This window comes from Bradyrhizobium sp. CSS354 (genome assembly GCF_029051725.1).
GTDB lineage: Bacteria > Pseudomonadota > Alphaproteobacteria > Rhizobiales > Xanthobacteraceae > Bradyrhizobium.
Window position 1 is genome coordinate 80,491 of sequence record NZ_JAACFU010000019.1, and the last position, 15,457, is coordinate 95,947.

General features: G+C 64.0%; 14 protein-coding genes and 1 pseudogene. 12 read left to right on the forward strand and 3 right to left on the reverse strand.

Going from position 1 to position 15,457, the window contains the following annotated elements:
* Positions 1–186 precede the first annotated feature (186 nt).
* The 10 genes and pseudogenes from GWG67_RS31940 to GWG67_RS31985 all read left to right on the forward strand — a co-directional run bounded on the left by GWG67_RS31940 (position 187) and on the right by GWG67_RS31985 (position 10,720).
* Positions 187–1,962 carry an acetolactate synthase 3 large subunit gene (locus GWG67_RS31940; RefSeq protein WP_027570800.1) on the forward strand — a complete coding sequence of 592 codons (1,776 nt, stop codon included), beginning with the start codon at positions 187–189 and terminating at the stop codon, positions 1,960–1,962.
* A gap of 153 nt (positions 1,963–2,115) precedes the next feature.
* Positions 2,116–3,099: a threonine dehydratase gene (locus tag GWG67_RS31945; protein ID WP_275173501.1), complete on the forward strand. Its 984-nt coding sequence runs from the start codon at positions 2,116–2,118 to the stop codon at positions 3,097–3,099.
* Between the two features lie 23 nt (positions 3,100–3,122).
* A complete protein-coding gene (gene ilvN / locus GWG67_RS31950) occupies positions 3,123–3,665 on the forward strand; it encodes an acetolactate synthase small subunit (RefSeq protein WP_027519532.1) in 543 nt (180 codons plus the stop codon).
* A 3-nt stretch (positions 3,666–3,668) separates the two neighbouring features.
* Positions 3,669–4,355 (forward strand): annotated as a pseudogene (locus GWG67_RS31955) (class I SAM-dependent methyltransferase); the annotation flags it as partial.
* Between the two features lie 72 nt (positions 4,356–4,427).
* On the forward strand, positions 4,428–5,324 hold the full coding sequence (locus GWG67_RS31960; RefSeq protein WP_275173502.1) for an EamA family transporter: 897 nt from the start codon (positions 4,428–4,430) through the stop codon (positions 5,322–5,324).
* Between the two features lie 2 nt (positions 5,325–5,326).
* Positions 5,327–5,929 (forward strand): LysE family translocator, encoded by a 603-nt coding sequence (locus GWG67_RS31965; protein ID WP_275173503.1) that lies wholly within the window; start codon positions 5,327–5,329, stop codon positions 5,927–5,929.
* Between the two features lie 147 nt (positions 5,930–6,076).
* A complete protein-coding gene (ilvC, locus tag GWG67_RS31970) occupies positions 6,077–7,096 on the forward strand; it encodes a ketol-acid reductoisomerase (protein ID WP_148740630.1) in 1,020 nt (339 codons plus the stop codon).
* 475 nt (positions 7,097–7,571) lie between these two features.
* Positions 7,572–8,423 (forward strand): SDR family oxidoreductase, encoded by an 852-nt coding sequence (locus GWG67_RS31975; protein WP_275173504.1) that lies wholly within the window; start codon positions 7,572–7,574, stop codon positions 8,421–8,423.
* Between the two features lie 62 nt (positions 8,424–8,485).
* On the forward strand, positions 8,486–8,776 hold the full coding sequence (locus tag GWG67_RS31980; protein ID WP_018454346.1) for a DUF1330 domain-containing protein: 291 nt from the start codon (positions 8,486–8,488) through the stop codon (positions 8,774–8,776).
* A gap of 231 nt (positions 8,777–9,007) precedes the next feature.
* A complete protein-coding gene (locus tag GWG67_RS31985; RefSeq protein ID WP_275173505.1) occupies positions 9,008–10,720 on the forward strand; it encodes a sulfatase-like hydrolase/transferase in 1,713 nt (570 codons plus the stop codon).
* Between the two features lie 169 nt (positions 10,721–10,889).
* Here the strand turns inward: GWG67_RS31985 and GWG67_RS31990 are convergent, their stop codons facing one another.
* Together GWG67_RS31990 and GWG67_RS31995 are read right to left on the reverse strand one after the other, a co-directional pair.
* Positions 10,890–12,449 (reverse strand): glycine betaine ABC transporter substrate-binding protein, encoded by a 1,560-nt coding sequence (locus GWG67_RS31990; RefSeq protein WP_275173506.1) that lies wholly within the window; start codon positions 12,447–12,449, stop codon positions 10,890–10,892.
* Positions 12,446–13,228 carry an ABC transporter ATP-binding protein gene (locus tag GWG67_RS31995; RefSeq protein WP_275173507.1) on the reverse strand — a complete coding sequence of 261 codons (783 nt, stop codon included), beginning with the start codon at positions 13,226–13,228 and terminating at the stop codon, positions 12,446–12,448. The genes GWG67_RS31990 and GWG67_RS31995 overlap by 4 nt, the downstream gene beginning before the upstream one ends.
* Before the next feature lie 132 nt (positions 13,229–13,360).
* Between GWG67_RS31995 and GWG67_RS32000 the strand changes: the two genes are divergently transcribed.
* Positions 13,361–14,179, forward strand: a complete 819-nt coding sequence (locus GWG67_RS32000) for an ABC transporter ATP-binding protein (protein WP_275173508.1) — start codon at positions 13,361–13,363, stop codon at positions 14,177–14,179.
* Entirely contained in the window at positions 14,179–14,964 is a 786-nt protein-coding gene (locus tag GWG67_RS32005) for an ABC transporter permease (protein ID WP_275173509.1), read from the forward strand. Before GWG67_RS32000 ends, GWG67_RS32005 begins: the two co-directional genes overlap by 1 nt.
* Before the next feature lie 39 nt (positions 14,965–15,003).
* On the opposite strand, the gene GWG67_RS32010 is transcribed toward GWG67_RS32005, so the two are convergent.
* Entirely contained in the window at positions 15,004–15,453 is a 450-nt protein-coding gene (locus GWG67_RS32010; RefSeq protein ID WP_247288096.1) for a cupin domain-containing protein, read from the reverse strand.
* Positions 15,454–15,457 lie beyond the last annotated feature (4 nt).

The following is a 15,457-nucleotide window of genomic DNA, read 5'->3' on the forward strand; positions in this document are numbered from 1 at the left end:
GGGCACCTGCCATGCGTAATATTATTACCAAACTCCTTATCGCCGTCGTACCCAGGCACACCGCCGGGGGTGGCTAGCTGCCATCCACATGACAGGCGGTGTGCATGGGGCCCTCTTCGGGGCCTTTTTTATTTCCCGAACCGACACGAACGAAGCCGCTGACAACAGCGCATCCGGAGCAAGCCAATGAGCGACAAGAGCCACGATCCGAACCAGATGACCGGCGCCGCGATGATCGTCCGCGCGCTCATCGATCATGGCGTGACCGACATTTTCGGCTATCCCGGCGGCGCGGTGCTCCCGATCTACGACGAGATCTTTCAGCAGAGCGAAGTCCAGCACATCCTGGTTCGCCACGAGCAGGGCGCGGGCCACGCCGCCGAGGGCTATGCGCGTTCGACCGGGAGGCCGGGCGTCGCACTGGTGACCTCCGGTCCCGGCGCCACCAACATGGTGACGCCGCTCACCGACGCGTTGATGGACTCGATCCCGCTGGTTTGCATCTCCGGCCAGGTGCCGACGCATCTGATCGGCAACGACGCGTTCCAGGAATGCGACACCGTCGGCATCACGCGCCCCTGCACCAAACACAACTGGCTGGTGCGCGACGTCAACGATCTCGCAAAGGTGCTGCACGAGGCGTTTTACGTTGCGACCACGGGTCGACCGGGTCCGGTGCTCGTCGACGTGCCCAAGGACGTGCAGTTCGCGACCGGCACCTATCATCCGCCGCGCAAGTCCGACGTGCATCGCTCCTACGCGCCGCGGGTGAAGGGCGATGCGACGCAGATCCGCAAGGCCGTGGCCCTGCTCGCAGGCGCCAAGCGCCCCGTGATCTACAGCGGCGGCGGCGTGATCAATTCCGGCCCCGAGGCAACCAGGCTGCTGCGCGAATTGGTCGAGGTCACCGGTTTCCCGATCACCTCGACCCTGATGGGCCTCGGCGCCTATCCCGCGTCGGGCAAGAGCTGGCTCGGCATGCTCGGCATGCACGGCACCTACGAAGCCAACATGACCATGCATGATTGCGACGTCATGCTGTGCGTCGGCGCGCGCTTCGACGATCGCATCACCGGCCGCGTCGACGCGTTCTCGCCGGGCTCGAAGAAGATCCACATCGACATCGACCCGTCCTCGATCAACAAGAACATCCGCGTCGACGTGCCGATCATCGGCGACTGCGGCAACATCCTCGGCGACATACTCCAGGTGTTCAAGGCGGAGGCGAAGAAGCCCGACATCAAGGCGTGGTGGCAGCAGATCGCGCAGTGGCGCGCCCGCAACTCGCTCTATTACAGGAAGAGCAACGACGTCATCCTGCCGCAGCATGCGATCCAGAGCCTGTTCGAGGCGACGCGCGGCAAGGACACCTACATCACCACCGAGGTCGGCCAGCATCAGATGTGGGCCGCGCAGTTCTACGGCTTCGAGGAGCCGCATCGCTGGATGACCTCGGGCGGTCTCGGCACCATGGGTTACGGCTTGCCGGCCGCGGTCGGCGTGCAGGTTGCCCATCCCGACAGCCTCGTCATCGACATCGCGGGCGATGCCTCGGTGCAGATGACGATGCAGGAGATGTCGACGGCGGTGCAGTACGAGCTGCCGATCAAGATCTTCATCCTGAACAACCAGTATATGGGCATGGTGCGGCAGTGGCAGCAGCTGCTCCACGGCAACCGCCTGTCGCATTCCTACTCGGAGGCGATGCCGGACTTCGTCAAGCTCGCGGAAGCCTATGGCGGGGTCGGCATCCAGGTGCACAAGCCCGGCGATCTCGACGGCGCCATCCAGGAGATGATCTCGGTCAAGCGCCCCGTGCTGTTCGACTGCCGTGTCGCGTCGCTCGAAAACTGTTTCCCGATGATTCCCTCCGGCAAGGCGCACAACGAGATGCTGTTGCCGGAGCAGGCGAACGACGAAGCCACCGCAAAGGCGTTCGCCGGCGGCAAGGCGCTGGTGTGAGCGTGATCGTCACAAATTCAGCTGTCATCGCCCGGCTTGACCGGGCGATCCAGTACGCCGCGGCCTCTCGATCGCCCTCGGGGGCCTCTGGAATACTGGATCCCCGCCTTCGCGGGGATGACAGTCGCGAGAGATGGTTGATGGGAAGGTAAAATGTTCGACCTGAAGGAGCTCGAACGCGCACATGCGATCGTGGGGCAGGCGGTGCCGGCAACGCCGGCGCACGCCTGGCCGCTGCTCGCCGAGCGGCTCGGCACGCAAGTTCTGGTCAAGCACGAGAACCACACGCCGACGGGCGCCTTCAAGGTGCGCGGCGGGCTCGTCTATCTCGATCGGCTGAAGCGCGAACGGCCGAACATTCCGGGCATCATTTCGGCGACGCGCGGCAATCATGGCCAGAGCCTCGCCTTTGCGGCGAGCCGCCATGGCGTGCCTGCCGTGATTTATGTGCCGCGCGGCAATTCGGTTGAGAAGAACCGGGCGATGAAGGCGTTTGGCGCCGAGCTCGTTGAGCATGGCGAGGACTTTCAGGCCGCACGCGAGGAAGCCGGACGCCACGCGCAGTTTGCCGGGCTGCACATGGTGCCGTCGTTCCATACGGACCTGGTGCTGGGCGTGGCGACCTATGCGCTCGAATTGCTCCGGACCACGCCTGATCTCGACATCCTCTATGTGCCGATCGGGCAAGGCTCGGGGATCTGCGGCTGCATCATGGCGCGCGATCTGCTCGGCCTGAAGACCGAGATCGTCGGCGTGCAATCGACCGAGGCGCCGTCCTACGCGCTGTCGTTCGCGGCGGGCCACGTCGTGACGACCGAGACCAGCAACACGCTCGCGGACGGCATGGCGACGCGGATTCCCGATCCGGAAGCGCTCGCGGTCATCCTCAAGGGCGCCTCGCGTATCGTCCAGGTGACGGACGATGAGATCGCGCTCGCGATCCGTGCGCTCTGGACCGACACGCACAATCTCGCCGAAGGCGCCGGCGCCGCCGCGCTCGCTGCGGCGCTTCAGGAAAAGAAAAGATTGTCGGGCAAGCGCGTCGGTCTCGTGCTGTCCGGCGGCAATATCGATTTCGATCTGTTCCACGGTTGGGTCGGAACGGATGCGCCGGTCGCTCATCGGGCGACGGCGTAACGACGAGAATGAAGGGGACGACAATGAACCAGCCCGCATCCGCCTATTTCATCGAGGAGCGCCACGACCCGAACGAGACGCACACGCTTTCGGTGCTCGTGCAGAACGAGCCCGGCGTGCTCGCGCGCGTCATCGGCCTGTTCTCGGGGCGCGGCTACAACATCGAGAGCCTCACGGTCTCGGAGACCGAGAGCCAGAAGCATCTCTCGCGCATCACCATCGTCACCACGGGTACGCCGATGGTGATCGAGCAGATCAAGCATCAGCTTGACCGCATGATCCCGGTCTATCGCGTCGTCGACATGACGCTGACCAAGCGCTCGATCGAGCGCGAGTTGGCGATGGTGAAGGTGCGCGGAGAGGGCGAGCATCGCGTCGAGGCGCTGCGGCTGGCGGATGCGTTCCGCGCCCGCGTGATTGACGCCACCACCGAGAGCTTTGTGTTCGAGATCACAGGCAATACCGACAAGATCAATCAGTTTATCGACCTGATGCGTCCGCTTGGCCTCGTCGAAGTGTCGCGCACCGGTGTTGCCGCGATCGGTCGCGGGCCTGAAGGAATGTGAGCCATGCTGGCGCGCGACTGGTATTACAACGAGCGGAACCGGATGGGGATCGGGCCGGCTGTGGCGTCGATCTACGACAGCCACGACGATGCCGATCTACGGGCGCGCGCCGCGCTGAAAATGCTTGGCGTCCAGCGCGGCTGGCGCATCGCCGACATCGGTTGCGGCAACGGCGTGCTCGCGACCGAGGCTGCGCTGATGGGCGCCGAGGTCGACGCCATCGACATCTCGCCCGCGATGCTGGCGCTCGCCGAGATCTACGCGCGCGACCGCAAGGCGCCCGTGCGCACGCAGTCCGCCGGCCTGCTCAGCTTCGCCTACCGACCGGAATCCTATGACCTGATCGTCAGCGAGTTCACGCTGCACCATCTGCCGGATTTCTGGAAGGCGGTGGCGATGTCGCGGATCTATCGCGCGCTCAAGCCCGGTGCCACGTTCTATTTGCGCGACATCGTCTACGCATCGATGCCCGATGCGCTCGAGCGCGACGTCGAGCAATGGGCCGACTTTGAGATCAAGAACCACGATGTCCCGCGTGAAAGCGTCGTCACCCACATGCGCGACGAGTATTCCACTTTTGGCTGGGTCATGGAGCGGATGCTGGCCGACGTCGGCTTCACGCTGGTCTCGGCCGATTACCACGCCCCGATGCACGGCACTTATCTGCTGCGGAAACCCAATTCTTCCACGTAAAGGCCGGCGAGCAAGGCTCGACCAGAACAACAAACAGGGCTGCACGACAGGGCAGAACCGGGAACGACAATGAAGCCGGCCGACATCCTCATCGCCATCCTGGTGGCGATCATCTGGGGGCTTGCCTTCGTGGCAAGCCGGATCGCGCTCGACGAGTTTTCGCCGGAACTGATGACGGCGATGCGCTTCACCATTGCCGCGGTCCCGTGCCTGTTCATTCGCAAGCCCAAGGTCGCCTGGTCGCTGCTGATTGCGATCAGCTTCACGCTCTTTCTCGGCCAGTTTCTGAGCCAGGCCTACGGCATCGCCCATGGCGTGCCGGTGGGGCTGACCAGCGTCGTCGTGCAGAGCCAGGCGCTGTTCACCATCGGCTTTGCCGCGATCGCATTCGGCGAGCGGCCGACGCCGGTGCAGACGCTGGGCATCGTCATCGCAGCAATCGGTCTTTTGATGATCTGCGGCACGGTCGGCTATGATTTCAGCGTCGGTGCGTTCGCCGTGCTGATGATCGCGCCGGTCAGCTTTGCGGTCGGCAATATCCTGCTGCGCGGCGCCCGCGGCGTGCCGATGTTCGATCTGTTCGCCTGGTTGTGCCTCGCCACGGCGGTCCCGCTGTTCGCGCTCACGCTGGTCGTCAATGGACCGACGCCGACCTGGCAGTCCCTGATCCACATGTCGCTCACCGGACTCATTTGCCTGCTGTTGATCGGCGGCATCTCCACGAGCATCGCCTATTGGCTGTGGGGCCGGTTGCTGCGTGACTATCCCCCCGCGCAAGTGGTGCCATTCGCGCTGCTGGTGCCGTTCGTCGGATCGGCCGCGTCCAGCATCGTGTTCGGCGAGCGGTTCGGTCCGCTGCGCCTTGCCGGCATGCTCACGGTGATCGGCGGTATCGCGGTGATGGTGCTGGCGAAGCGCCCCGAGGCGGTACTCCAGAAAACCACAGCCGAAGGCCGCGTGAGGTGAGCATGTCCCAATCGCTGCTGTATGCCTTCCTCGCCTTCATGGCCGTGATGTATTTCACGCCTGGGCCGAACAACATCATGCTGCTGTCCTCGGGGCTGACTTATGGCTTCCGGCGCACGATTCCCCACATCGCCGGCGTCGTTATCGGCTTCGCCTTCATGATTGCAGCGGTCGGCCTCGGGCTTGGCACGGTGTTCCTGGCCTATCCGATCCTGCAGACCATCTTGAAATATGCCGGCGCCGCCTACTTGCTCTACCTGGCCGCCGTGATCGCTTTCTCGGGTCCGGCCAAGCCGGGCGAGGGAGACGGCCGCGGCCCGATGACCTTCCTGGGGGCCGCCATGTTCCAATGGATCAACGCGAAAGGCTGGGTGATCGTGATCGGCACCATCACCGCCTATGCGGCTATCGCCCAATTCCCGCTCAACATCGCGATCCAGACCTTGATCAGCCTGCTTGTGGGCACGGTCTCGACGGTAGTCTGGGCCTTCTTCGGCACCGCCCTGCGGCCGGTCCTGACCTCCGTGCGGATGGTCCGCGCCTTCAATATCCTGATGGCGATCCTGCTGCTGGCCTCTCTCTATCCCGTCGTCATGGATGCATGATGCCCCAGCTTTCCATGCAGAAACGGGTTTCCCAGGGGGCCGAAAATGCTCTAGACAGCCCCCGAAATCCGCAAATTTCATCGTCCGAGACCTGACTGACAAGACCTGACCAACGGCCGATTCCGGCCCCTGAACGAGGAAACGACCATGCGTGTTTATTACGATCGCGACGCCGACCTGAACCTGATCAAGGGCAAGAAGGTCGTCATCGTCGGCTATGGCAGCCAGGGCCACGCCCATGCGCTGAATCTGAAGGATTCCGGCGTCAAGGAAGTGGCGATTGCGCTCCGCAAGGGTTCGGCCTCGGCCAAGAAGGCGGAAGCTGCCGGCTTCAAGGTGATGGAAGTCGCCGAGGCCGCCAAATGGGCCGACCTGGTCATGATGCTGACCCCGGACGAGCTCCAGGGCGACATCTACCGCGAGCACCTGCACGACAACATGAAGAAGGGCGCGGCTCTCGTCTTCGCGCACGGTCTCAACGTCCACTTCAACCTGCTCGACCCGCGCGCCGACCTCGACGTTCTCATGATCGCGCCGAAGGGCCCCGGCCACACCGTGCGTTCGGAATATCAGCGCGGCGGCGGCGTGCCCTGCCTGATCGCGATCGCCAAGGACGTCTCGGGTAACGCCCACGACCTCGGCCTGTCCTACGCCTCCGCCGTCGGCGGCGGCCGTGCCGGCATCATCGAGACCACCTTCAAGGAAGAGTGCGAGACCGACTTGTTCGGCGAGCAGGTTGTGCTCTGCGGCGGCCTGGTCGAACTGATCAAGGGCGGCTACGAGACGCTGGTCGAAGCCGGCTACGCGCCGGAGATGGCCTATTTCGAGTGCCTGCACGAGGTGAAGCTGATCGTCGACCTGATCTATGAAGGCGGCATCGCCAACATGAACTACTCGATCTCCAACACCGCGGAGTACGGCGAGTACGTCACCGGTCCGCGCATCGTCACCGACGAGACCAAGAAGGAGATGAAGCGGGTTCTGAACGACATCCAGTCCGGCAAGTTCGCCCGCGACTGGATGCTCGAGAACAAGGTCAACCAGACCTCGTTCAAGGCGACCCGCGCCAAGCTCGCCGAGCACCCGATCGAGGAAGTCGGCGCCAAGCTGCGCGACATGATGCCCTGGATCAAGAAGGGCGCGCTGGTCGACAAGTCGAAGAACTAAGTCGGCGCCGTTCGGATACGGCGTATCGGTTACGCCGCATCCGGACACGCGAGCGAAAACACAAGCTTCGCTCGCCAAACCAATTCTTAAATCTTTCGCGGCTATATTCGAGCGAGATCGCAACCAGCGGTCTCGCTCTTTTCGTCTCGCGCGAAGCATTGCTGCTTCATTCAAATTCTTCGCGAGCCGAAGTGCTTCCTGAGCACGAAGAACTGACGCTTAAACCACATTCTTGGTCTGGTGTTGTTTCTCAGGTTTTTTTTGGAAGCTCCCGATCCTCAAAAGCCCAGCGTCTTCAGGGTCAAGGATTCCGCTCTTCATCCAGATCTTCATGATGCAATCAATCTCGCGTCGCGACGTTCGCGCCTCGCTTCACCTTAAGAACTGACATCTGCGGCGTCTCCTTGACCGGTGGCGGCATTGCGCGCCGGCCCCTTTCCCCTGCATGATCGCGGGAGCTCTTGGGGGGAAGACCATGCGATCCGTTGTCATCACCGGCGCGTCCACCGGTATCGGCTGGGCCATTACTAAATTTCTGGTCGGGCGCGGCTATCGCGTTTTCGGAAGCGTCCGCAAGCAGACCGATGCTGATCGGCTCACGGGCGAGTTCGGTACGAACTTCACGCCGCTGCTGTTCGACGTCACCGACGAGGCGGCGGTCCTCGCGGCTGCGCGAAAAGTCCGCGAGGCGCTGAGCGGGGAGACGCTGGCCGGTCTCGTCAACAATGCCGGCGTCGCGGTCGCCGGTCCCGTGCTCGAGCTGTCGGCCGATGATTTCCGGCGCCAGATGGACATCAACGTCATCGGCCCTGTCATCGCGACGCAGGCTTTCGGGCCGCTGCTCGGCGCCGACCCCTCGCTGAAGGGGCCGAAGGGCCGGATCGTGATGATCAGCTCGGTCGCCGGCAAGAACGGCAATCCGTTGTTGGCGCCATACTGCACCTCCAAGCATGCCATCGAAGGCCTGTCGGAGAGCTTGCGCCGCGAATTGATGCTGTTCGGCATCGACGTCATCATCGTCGCCCCCGGCGCGGTGAAGACGCCGATCTGGAGCAAGGCCGAACAGATCGATCTCTCGGTCTACCAGAACTCGCCTTATCTGCCGGCGTTGAACAAGGTCATGACGTTCATGATGAAGCTCGGCGAGACCGGGCTGCCGGCCGAGCGGATCGCCGAGGTCGTTTTGGAGGCGCTCACCGCTGAGAGGCCCAAGGTTCGCTACCAGATCACGCCGGACCGGATGCGACATTTGATGACGGCCACGCTGCCCAAGCGTGTGGTCGACCGCATCATCGCCAAGCGGCTCGGGCTGCTGCCGCAGGGCTGAGCCTCTGAGGTGAGACCATTGCCAGACAGGTGATCGATTTCCGATCGTGGGAGCGTCTTGAGATGCCGGCTTATGTGATTTTCGACGTCGAGATCAGGGATTTACAGCAGTACCAAAGCTTTATGTTGGGCGTGAAGCCCGCCCTGGAGGCCGCTGGAGCCAGATATCTGGCGCGCGGGGGCGCCCACAAGGTTTACGAGGGAGATTGGCAGCCCCGCAGGATCGTTCTGCTGGAATTCCCATCCGTCGCAGCCTGGGAGGCGTTCTACACAGGCGCGACCTACCAGGGACTCAAAGCGGTCCGGGACGCTTGCAGTTCTGCCCGCCTGGTCAGCGTCGAGGGCCTCGACTAGACTGCAAGTCGGTTCTGCACTGCGGGATTTCCCTGGGGACGAGTTGGGCGCGGAGACCAATCGGCTTCCGCTAACATTAAGCGAAGGTCGGATCGCGACACGCGTTGCTTGTCCGTGACCGTTCAATTACAGTTTTATGACACGGTGCAGGCCTTCCGGCTGCGCCGAACGCCGCAGGCCCGGTCAGCCGGCTCGGCATCACCGTGCCGGACCAGCAGTTGCGTGTCGTCGATGGCGTCCGCGCCCAATCCAGGTCCTTCTGCCACGACCGCCGTACTGGCGAGCGTCGCCGCGCTCGGCATCTGGCGGCTGCTCGCCGTTGCGGCGCCGCATCTCGCTGCGCTCGTCCTTATGTACGAGACCGAGACGGATTTCGGCGCACGGCTCTCCTTCGTGCTGGCCTGGGGCATCCTCAACTTCTTCTGGATCACACTGCTGCGGCGGCCGGCGCTCTCGGGTGCGCTGTCGCTGACCCTGGTCGTGGTGCTGGTGCTGCTGTCACGGCTGAAGCACGACGTCGTGCAGATGACGGTGAACTTCATCGACCTGATGATGATCGACCGCGACACGGTGGCGTTCCTGTTCACGATCTTCCCGAATTTGCGCTGGTCGGTGATCGGGGCCGGCCTCGTCACGCTGCCGCTGATGTATGCGCTGTGGTGGCTCGACCCATTCCGCATCCGTAGGCTGCCGGCGCTCGCCTGCAAGCTCGCCTGCCTCGCCGCGCTGGTCGGCTATTCGCTCTATCATCCGGACGAGGCCTGGCGCGGCTATTACGACGACGGCTATCTCTCGAAGTTCTTCCGCTCCGGCGTCAGCGCGGTCTCCGACTTCGCGCAATACGGCTTCATGGAGTCGACGGCTTCGACCAACGAACGGCTCAACATGCCGCTGGTCGATGCCTGCCATCCCGCCGGCCGGCGGCCGAACATCATCATGGTCCATGATGAATCGAGCTTCGACATCCGCGCTGCGCAGGGCATCAAGGTGCCGCCGGGCTACGGCAGCCATTTCAAATCCTGGGACGGCAAGGAGCGCGCGTTTCTGGCCGAGAGCAATGGCGGGCCGAGCTGGTTCACCGAATACAATGTGCTCGCAGGGTTGTCGTCGCGCTCGTTCGGCCGCTTCGCCTATTTCGTGACCCGCATCGCGACGGGCCGCGTCGAGCGCGGCCTGCCGCTGGCGCTGCGCCGCTGCGGCTACGATACGATGTCGCTCTACCCCGCCCATGGCGGCTTCATGGCCGCGCGCAGCTTTCAGGTGACGACCGGCATCGAACGCTTCCTCGATTCCAAGGATCTCGGCGCCAAGGATGTCGAGCCGGATAGCTTCTTCTACGACAAGGCGCTCCGGCTGATGGGTGAGCGAACGCCGAACAAGCCGCTGTTCACCTTCATCTATCTCGGCGCCAATCATTTCCCCTGGGAGACGCGCTTCCGCCCGGATCTGCTGCCGAACTGGCGCGCACCGGGCAATGTGCCCTCCATCGACGAATATCTGCGCCGGCAGGCGATGAGCGCCGAGCAATACAAGGCTTTTCTCGCGAGCCTGAAGAAGAAATTTCCCGGCGAGCCCTTCCTGATCGTGCGCTACGGCGATCACCAGCCGGAATTCGCGCCTGCTATCCTCGAGCCCGGGCTCGACGAGGGCGCTCTCGGCAAGAAGCTCGACGCCTACGACCCACGTCTTTACGCGACCTACTACGCGATCGACGCCGTCAATTTCGAGCCGGTGAAGAGCGAGGCCGTGATGGACACGGTCGATGGCCCGTATCTGCCGCTGGTCATCCAGGAAGCTGCCGGCATCCCGCTTGATCCGTCCTTCGCTGAGCAGAAGGAGATCATGCTCCGCTGCAAGGGCATATTCTACGGTTGCAAGGACGGGGCCGAAGCGCGCCGGCTGAACCGGCTGCTGATCGATGCGGGGATGATCAGAGGGTTGTAGCGTCTCTCCAACGTCGTCCTGGCGAAGGCCATGACCCATACCGCGTGATTTATCGTTGGCAAAATGTGTTGGTTCCAACGAAATCGTGGCTATCGGACTTCGACAATTGCCTTGTGGGGGGTGATGGATCCTGGCCTTCGCCAGGACGACATCGAATGAATGGCGCGGCTTACCGCCCACCCACCTTCTCCCACAGCCATTTCGCCACCGCATCCGGCGACGAATTCGCATCATTGCCGGCGGCGCGTAAATTGGCTTCGCGCATGGTCGCGATGTCGATCTTGCCGAGCAGCGGTTTCAGTGCGGCCTGCAACCGCTCGTCGCCGGCCCGTTTCGGGGCCAGCAGCAGGATGGCGTCGTAGGGCGGGATCGCGTGCCTGGGATCGTCGAGCGCAACGAGATCGTATTTTGCGATCAGCCCGTCGCTGGTGTAGCCCGCGATGACATCGACCTCGCCGCTGGCGACGGCCGCATACATGAAGTCCGGCTGCATCTGGCGCTGGGCGCGGAACGAGAGGCCATAGGCCTTTTGCAGCGCCGCCCATTCGGGTCGCGAGAAGAACTCATAGTCGCCGGCGATCGACAGGGTCGAAGCATGCGCGGCGAGATCGGCGATGGTGCGGATGCCAAGTGCCTCGGCGCGCTTCTTCGGGATCACCAGCGCATAGGCGTTCTCGAATCCGAGCTCGCCCAGCAGCGTGATGTTCTCCTTCGCAAGCGTTGTCTGCAGCTCCGCCAGCAGCTCCGCGCGCGGCTTGATGTCCGTGCGGTGAAGCTGATTGGCCCAGAGCGTGCCGGAATAATCGACATAGAGATCGATATCGCCGGCCTTCAACGCCTCGAAGATCACGCTCGAGCCGAGACCGGATCGTGCGACGGCGGAAAGACCGGCCGCCTGCAGCCGGTCCCGCATCAGCGCCGACAGCACATACTGCTCGGCAAACGTCTTGGCGCCGACGACATAGTTCTGTGACGAGCGCTCCATCGTCGGCACCAATGTTGCGACGACCAGTGCGGCGATCCCGGCCGCGCCAAGCGCTGTACGCACGCGGTTGCGCCAGCGCAGGCCGCTCTCGATCAGCCCGAGCAGTTGATCGACGGCGAGCGCCAGCAGGGCCGAGGCAAAGCAGCCGAACAGCACGAACACCCAGTTCTGGGTCTGGAGCCCGGCAAAGATGTAATTGCCGAGGCTGGTCTGCCCGATCGGGGTCGACAGCGTCGCGGTGCCGATCACCCACACTGCGGCGGTACGGATGCCAGCCATCATCACCGGGAGAGCCAGCGGCAGTTCGACCATCACCAGAGACTGCGGTGCGGTCATTCCGACGCCCTTCGCGGCCTCGATCAGCGCGGGATCGATGCCGTTGAGGCCGGTGATGCCATTGCGCAGCACCGGCAGCATCGAATAGAGCGCCAGCGCCAGCATCGCCGGCAGGAAGCCGAAAGCGGAGAAGGAGACGCCGAACCAGGCCAGCGTTACGGAGGCCGCGAGCAGCAGGAGCGGATAGAACAGCGCGAGCAGCGCCAGTCCGGGCACCGTCTGCACGATGCTGGCGAGCGCGAGCAGCACGGCGCGCGGCGTGGGGCGGTTGCGAGTCAGGATCGCCAGCGGCAGGCTGACCATCAGGCCGAGCGCAAGTGCGGCAAGACTCACCCGGACGTGGTTGCCGAGATAGTCGGGCAAATGCCCCAGCGCCTCGCCCCAGCGCGGATCGATGAAAAGGCTCATGCCGCCCCGCTCTGTGGCAGCAGCGCGTTCAATCGCTCGACCTGGCGACGCGGCGTCCGCAGCAACTCCAGCACGTAGGCGTCATTGCTTTTCGAGAGCTCCACTGGCGTGCCCTGCGCCAGCAGCTTCCCGCCGCGCATTACGGCGATGCGGTCCGCGAGCAGGATCGCTTCCGTCATGTCGTGGGTGATCATCACGGTGGTGAGGCCGAGCTTGCGGTGCAGCTCGCGAAAATCGTCGCCGAGTGCATCGCGGGTGAGGGGATCGAGCGCGCCGAATGGCTCGTCCATCAGTACGATCCGGGGCCTTGCCGCAAGCGCCCGCGCCACGCCGACGCGCTGGCGCTGGCCGCCCGAGAGCGCATCCGGCAACCGCTCGCGATGCGCGGACCGGTCGAGCTGCACGAGTTCGAGCAACTCATCGACCCTCGTTGCGATATCCGCCGCAGGGACGCCGAGCAGTTTTGGCGTGATCCCGATATTGTCGGCGACACTCAGATGCGGGAACAGCCCGCCGCTCTGGAAGACGTAGCCGATGCGGCGCCGCAGCGCGACCGGATCGACGGATTGCACGTCGTCGCCCTCGACCGTGATCGCGCCGCCATCCGCCTCGATCAGGCGGTTGGCGAGCCGCAGCAGCGTCGTCTTGCCCGAACCCGAGCCGCCGACGACGGCAACAAACTCGCCTTCGGCGATGTCGAGTGACACATCGTCCACAGCCTTGAGCGCGCCGAAGCTCTTGGTGACGTGGGCATAGCCAATCATCGGCCTGGAGGGCATCGGGCGGGGCTCACTGCGCTAACCCGCCCGTGGGGCAGGGGATGACGAGGCCCATGCGTAGCACGCTTGGCGGCTTGATTGAACTTGGCTGCGCGAGCGGGTAAGGCATCGGGCCAAGTTCGGAGGGAATACATGACGACGCTTACGGCGGTGGCGCTGGAAGATGCCAAGGTCGCGTTCCGGCTGGGGGACGAGCGGGTCTATACGGCGGTGGAGAAGGCGAATCTGACGGTCGGAGAGGGCGAGTTCGTCGCCATCGTCGGCCCAACCGGCTGCGGGAAATCGACGCTGCTCAACGTCGCGGCCGGGCTGCTGAAGCCGGCTGCCGGGAGCGTCAGGATATTCGACCAGCCGCTTGCCGGGCTGAACCGGGATGCCGGCTATCTGTTCCAGGCCGATGCGCTGTTCCCCTGGATGACCGCGCTCGACAACGTCGCGATCGGGCTCGAAGTCAGCGGCACGCCGCGCAGCGAGGCGCTGCCGCGGGCGCAAAAGTGGCTGACCTCGGTTGGCTTGGGCGCCTTCGCCAACCGCTATCCTCACATGCTCTCGGGTGGACAGCGCAAGCGCGTGGCTCTGGCGCAGGTGCTGATCCGCGATCCAAAGATCCTGCTGATGGACGAGCCGTTCGGGCCGCTGGATGCGCAGACCCGGCAGGTGATGGGCAACCTGCTGCTCGACCTCTGGAACGCCGACCGCAAAGCCGTGCTGTTCGTCACCCATGATCTCGAGGAGGCGATCGCGCTCGCCGACCGCGTCGTGATCATGTCGACGGGGCCGTCCTCCCGCATCATCGGCGACTGGCGCGTGAGCCTGCCGCGTCCGCGCGACATTTTTGAGGTGCGCCTGGACCAGGAGTTCCATGCGCTTCATCGCGAAATCTGGAGCGTGCTCAAGGACGAAGTCATGAAGGGTTATGCGCAGTCCACGCAAGCGGCGGAGGCTGTGTGATGTCGCGGCTGACGCTGCTCTCGCTGCAAGTGCTGGTCGCGGTGGTCTGCCTCGCGCTGTGGCAATTGCTGTCGACCGTGCCCGTGTTCGGCAAGATCCTGCTGCCGCCGTTCTTCTTCTCCAACCCGGTCGACGTCTTCGCCCAGATCGTCAAATGGTTCTCGTCCGGTGTGATCTGGAAGCATCTCGGCATCACGCTGACAGAATCGATCCTGGCCTTCGTGATCGGATCGGCCGGTGGCGTGCTGATCGGCTTCTGGTTCGCGCGCCAGCCGCTGGTCGCCGCGGTGTTCGATCCCTACGTCAAGATGGTCAACGCACTGCCGCGTGTCGTGCTGGCGCCGATCTTCGCGCTGTGGCTTGGACTGGGCATCTGGTCCAAGGTCGCGCTCGGCGTGACGCTGGTGTTCTTCATCGTGTTCTTCAACGTCTATCAGGGCGTCAAGGAGGTCAGCCGCACCGTGCTCGACAACGGCCGCATGCTCGGCATGAGCGAGCGGCAGCTGATGCAGCACGTCTATTGGCCCTCGGCGCTGTCGTGGATGTTCTCATCCCTGCACACGTCGGTGGGCTTTGCCGTGGTCGGTGCGGTCGTCGGCGAATATCTGGGATCGGCGGCGGGGCTCGGCTATCTCATTCAGCAGGCCGAGGGCATCTTCGACGTCGCCGGGGTGTTCGCCGGCATGTTCGTGCTGTCGGCCTTTGTCATTCTGATCGATTTTGGTGTGACGCTGGTCGAGCGGAGACTGCTGGTCTGGCGCCCGACCGTGGACGGACGCGGCTAGGCCGCAAGGGGCCCGCGCGCCGCGCGAGCCCCGGATCGATCAATCCAGCAACTTGGTGTCGTCGGGGGCCTGCGGCGGCGTCTTGATCGCGATGGCCTTGACCTGTCCGCTGATCGGCTTGGTGCCGCCATGCGGCGTCCCCTTCGGGATGATGACGAGGTCGCCCGGCTTCACCGTGACCTCCTTGTCGCCGAACCAGATCGTGCCGGTGCCCTCCAAAATATACTGGATCTCGTTCGTGTTGGGATGCATGTGCTTGGGCACATTGCCGACCTGGATCGAGATGGTGGCGCCGTCGGCACTCGCGAACATCTTGGAACGGAAGCCGACGGCGTTGGCGTTTCCGAGCGCGTCGCCCTCCATCTCGCCGGTGTGGATGATTTGCGGAGTGATGTTCTCCGCGGCCAGCGCCGGCCGCAGCAGGTGGGTTGCGCCGCATCCGGCGGCAAAAGCGGTGGCGATCGACAGTCCGATTGCAAGGCGATTCATGGAT